Source organism: Saccharomonospora saliphila YIM 90502 (genome assembly GCF_000383795.1).
GTDB lineage: Bacteria > Actinomycetota > Actinomycetes > Mycobacteriales > Pseudonocardiaceae > Saccharomonospora > Saccharomonospora saliphila.
The window spans coordinates 12,238-16,468 of sequence record NZ_KB912620.1 but is presented as its reverse complement, the minus strand read 5'-3'; the positions used below and the strand labels follow the sequence as shown (position 1 = coordinate 16,468).

The following is a 4,231-nucleotide window of genomic DNA, read 5'->3' as shown; positions in this document are numbered from 1 at the left end:
CGCCGCCGGTTCCACCGCGCCGACACCTCGTTCCGGCGCGCGGCCGGGTGCCGGGCCGGGGTAGGCACGACCGCTCTCCACGTGCGCGGCGCTTCTCCCACGTGCGCGGCGCTCGTCTAGGCTGACGAGGCCGGACGGGCAGGGCCGCCCGCCGCTACCGGACCGCCGGCGAGATCGTTCCCATAGCGCTTCGGGATCGATTAAGATCGCTTCGACGGGCCCGGAGACCGGGCAACCGGGGTAACCGGCAACAGCGAACGCGCAGACTCAGGGAGCCGAATCTAGTGTCGGACAACGCCGCTACGGACAACAACCCGCTGGTGCGCCGGAGGTATCCGGCCGACTGGACGGATCTGGACACCCGGGCCGTGGACACCGTCCGCGTACTCGCGGCCGACGCGGTCGAGCACTGCGGGAGCGGGCACCCCGGCACCGCGATGAGCTTGGCCCCGGTCGCCTACTCGCTGTTCCAGCGCATCATGCGGCACGACCCCACCGACCCGGAGTGGCCCGCGCGGGACCGCTTCGTGCTGTCGGCGGGGCACAGCAGCCTCACGCTCTACATCCAGCTCTTCCTCGCCGGTTACGGCCTTGAGATGGACGACCTCAAACAGCTCCGCCGCTGGGGCTCGCGGACGCCGGGCCACCCGGAGTACCGCCACACCCCCGGCGTGGAGACCACGACCGGGCCCCTCGGCCAGGGACTGGCCAACGCCGTGGGCATGGCGATGGCGGCCCGGCGCGAGCGCGGTCTGCTCGACCCGGACGCCGCGCCGGGGCAGAGTCCGTTCGACCACCACATCTACGTGATCGCCTCCGACGGCGACATCGAGGAGGGCGTCACCTCCGAGGCGTCGTCGCTGGCGGGCAGGCAGGAACTCGGCAACCTCGTGGTGGTCTACGACGACAACAAGATCTCCATCGAGGACGACACGACCGTCGCCCTGTCCGAGGACACGGCCAAGCGCTACGAGGCCTACGGCTGGCACGTGCAGGTGGTCTCCGGCGGTGAGGACGTCGTCGCGTTCGAGGAGGCCGTCGCCGCCGCGAAGGCCGAGACCACGCGACCGTCGTTCATCCTGCTGCGCACGGTGATCGGTTACCCCGCACCGACCAAGATGGACACCGGCAAGGCCCACGGCGCCGCTCTCGGCGCCGACGAGGTGGCCGGGGTGAAGAAGGCTCTGGGCTTCGACCCTGAGCGCAGCTTCGCCATCGACGACGAGGTGCTCGACCACGCCCGTCAGGTCGGCGAGCGGGCCAAGGCCGAGCACGCGCGCTGGCAGGAGCGCTTCGACGCCTGGGCCGAGGCCAACCCCGAGCGGGCCGCACTCGCCGAGCGGCTGCGCACGCGCACCCTGCCCGAGGGGTGGGCGGCCTCGCTGCCCTCCTGGGAGCCCGACGCGAAGGGCATCGCCACCCGCAAGGCCTCCGGCGAGGTTCTCAACGCCGTCGGCGACGTGCTGCCGGAGCTGTGGGGCGGCTCGGCCGACCTCGCCGAGAGCAACAACACGATCATCAAGGACTCCCCGTCGTTCGGCCCGGCGACCGCCTCGACGGAGATGTTCGCCACCGAGCCCTACGGGCGGAATCTGCACTTCGGCGTGCGCGAGCACGCGATGGGCGCGATCCTCAACGGCATCGCCCTGCACGGCGGCACCCGCCCCTACGGCGCGACGTTCCTCATCTTCAGCGACTACATGCGGCCTGCCGTGCGGCTGGCCGCGCTGATGAAGGCGCCCGTGGTGTACGTGTGGACGCACGACTCGATCGGCCTGGGCGAGGACGGACCCACCCACCAGCCGATCGAGCACCTGGCCTCCCTGCGGGCCATCCCGGGGCTCAACGTCGTGCGCCCCGCCGACGCGAACGAGACCGCGGCCGCGTGGAAGGCCGTGCTCGAGGACGTGCACGCCCCGTCCGGGCTGGCGTTGACCCGGCAGAACGTGCCCGTGCTCTCCGGCACCAGCGCCGAGGGCGTGGCCAGGGGCGGGTACGTGCTCGCCGAGGCCTCGAACGGGGCGCCGGAGCTGCTGCTGCTGGCCACCGGCTCCGAGGTGCAGCTCGCGCTGGCCGCCAGGGAGACGCTGGAGGCCGACGGCGTGCCGACGAGCGTGATCTCGATGCCCTGCGTCGAGTGGTTCGACCGGCAGGACGCCGAGTACCGCGACGCGGTGCTGCCACCCACCGTGACCGCGCGGGTCGCCGTGGAGGCGGGCGTGGCGCAGTCGTGGCACCGGTTCGTCGGCGACCGCGGCGAGGTCGTCTCGCTGGAGCACTTCGGCGCCTCCGCCGACTACGCCACGCTCTACGAGAAGTTCGGCCTCACGGCCGAGGCCGTGGTGGCCGCCGCGCGGCGCAGCCTGGCCCACAACTGAGTCCGCGGCCGTCCGGGGTTTGGGTCGTCGCCCTCGGTGGCGATCCAGGCCGTGGGAGCCGCAACACGAGAGAGGGATGAGATCATGGGCAACACCGACCGGCTGGCTCAACTCTCGCAGGCAGGAGTCTCGATCTGGCTCGACGACATGTCACGGCAGCGGCTGCGCACCGGCAACCTCGCCGAGCTGATCCGGGACCGGCATGTCGTCGGCGTCACCACCAACCCGACCATCTTCGCGGGCGCGGTCGCCGAGGGCGCCGAGTACGACGAGCAGGTACGCTCGCTGGCCGCGCGCGACGCCGACGTGCACGAGGCGGTACGCGAGCTGACCACGCAGGACGTGCGCGAGGCTGCCGATGCGCTGCGTGAGGTCTACACCACCACCGGCGGCAAGGACGGCCGCGTCTCCATCGAGGTCGACCCGGGACTGGCCCGCGACACCGAGCGGACCGTGGCCGAGGCCGCCGAGCTGTGGAAGGCGGTCGACCGGCCCAACATCTTCGTCAAGATCCCGGCGACCGAGCAGGGCCTGCCCGCGATCACCAGGACCCTGGCCGACGGCATCAGCGTTAACGTCACGCTGATCTTCTCGGTGGAGCGCTACCGCGCCGTGATGGAGGCGTTCTTCGCGGGGCTGGAGCAGGCGAAGGCCAACGGGCACGACCTGTCCGGCATCCGCTCGGTGGCCTCGTTCTTCGTCTCCCGTGTCGACGCGGAGGTGGACAAGCGACTGGAGGCCATCGGCACCGACGAGGCGCTCGGCCTGCGTGGTGAGGCGGCCATCGCCAACGCCCGCCTCGCCTACGCCGCCTACGAGGAGACCTTCTCCGGGCAGCGGTGGGCCGCGCTCGCCGAGGCGGGGGCACACCCCCAGCGCCCGCTGTGGGCCTCCACCGGCGTGAAGAACCCGGACTACTCCGACACCCGCTACGTCGACCAGCTCGTGGTGGCGAACACGGTGAACACGATGCCGGAGAAGACGCTGCACGCCGCGGCCGACCATGCCGAGATCACCGGGGACACCGTCAGCGGCACCGGGGCGCGGGCGCAGGAGGTGTTCGACCGCCTCGACGCCGTCGGCATCGACGTCGCGGACGTGTTCCGCACGCTTGAGGACGAGGGCGTGGAGAAGTTCGACAAGTCCTGGTCCGAGCTGCTCGACACCGTCCGCGATCAGCTCGACGCCGCGAAGGCCCGCTCCTGATGGCGGCGGAGCGCACCTCGGTGACGGTGGCCGACACCGCCCTGGCCGGTGCCGCCGCGCCGTTGCTCGACCAGCTGGTGGCCGACCGCGTCGCGAGCAGGCTCACCGCGGCCGACGCGACCCTGTGGGGAGAGGAGGCCGAGTCCGAGGCCGCGATCCGGCTGGCGTGGACCACGCTGCACCGGGCGTCGCGGCCGCTGATCGGCGAAATCGAGGAACTGCGCACCGAGCTGCGGTCCGAGGGGTTCGACCGGGTCGTGCTCGCGGGCATGGGCGGTTCCTCGCTGGCTCCCGAGGTGATCACCCGCACCGCGAACGCGCGGCTGACGGTGCTCGACACCACCGACCCCGACCAGGTCGCCGACGCGCTGGCGGGCGATCTCGAACGCACGGTGCTGGTGGTGTCGTCGAAGTCCGGCACCACCGTGGAGACCGACAGCCACCGCAGGATCTTCGAGCGCGCGTTCGCGCAGGCGGGTGTCGACGCCGCTCGCCGGATCGTGGTCGTGACCGACCCGGGCTCGCCGCTGGCCGAGCTGGGCGAGTCGCAGGGCTGCCGCCGCGTGTTCCTCGCCGACCCGCACGTCGGCGGCCGCTATTCGGCGCTGACCGCGTTCGGCCTGGTGGGTGGGACTTCGGGGACCTGT

General features: G+C 72.1%; 2 protein-coding genes and 1 pseudogene. All 3 read left to right on the top strand.

Translation table 11 applies throughout. The features are described 5' to 3' along the window. Window positions 1–284 precede the first annotated feature (284 nt). The gene (gene tkt / locus SACSA_RS0103190; RefSeq protein ID WP_019813442.1) at window positions 285–2,378 is read left to right on the top strand and encodes a transketolase; all 2,094 of its coding nucleotides are present in this window, start codon (window positions 285–287) and stop codon (window positions 2,376–2,378) included. A gap of 84 nt (window positions 2,379–2,462) precedes the next feature. Then, window positions 2,463–3,584 (top strand): transaldolase, encoded by a 1,122-nt coding sequence (tal, locus tag SACSA_RS0103185; protein ID WP_019813440.1) that lies wholly within the window; start codon window positions 2,463–2,465, stop codon window positions 3,582–3,584. Beyond that, window positions 3,584–4,231, top strand: a pseudogene (locus SACSA_RS0103180) (glucose-6-phosphate isomerase); the annotation flags it as partial. The gene tal and the pseudogene SACSA_RS0103180, both read left to right, overlap by 1 nt.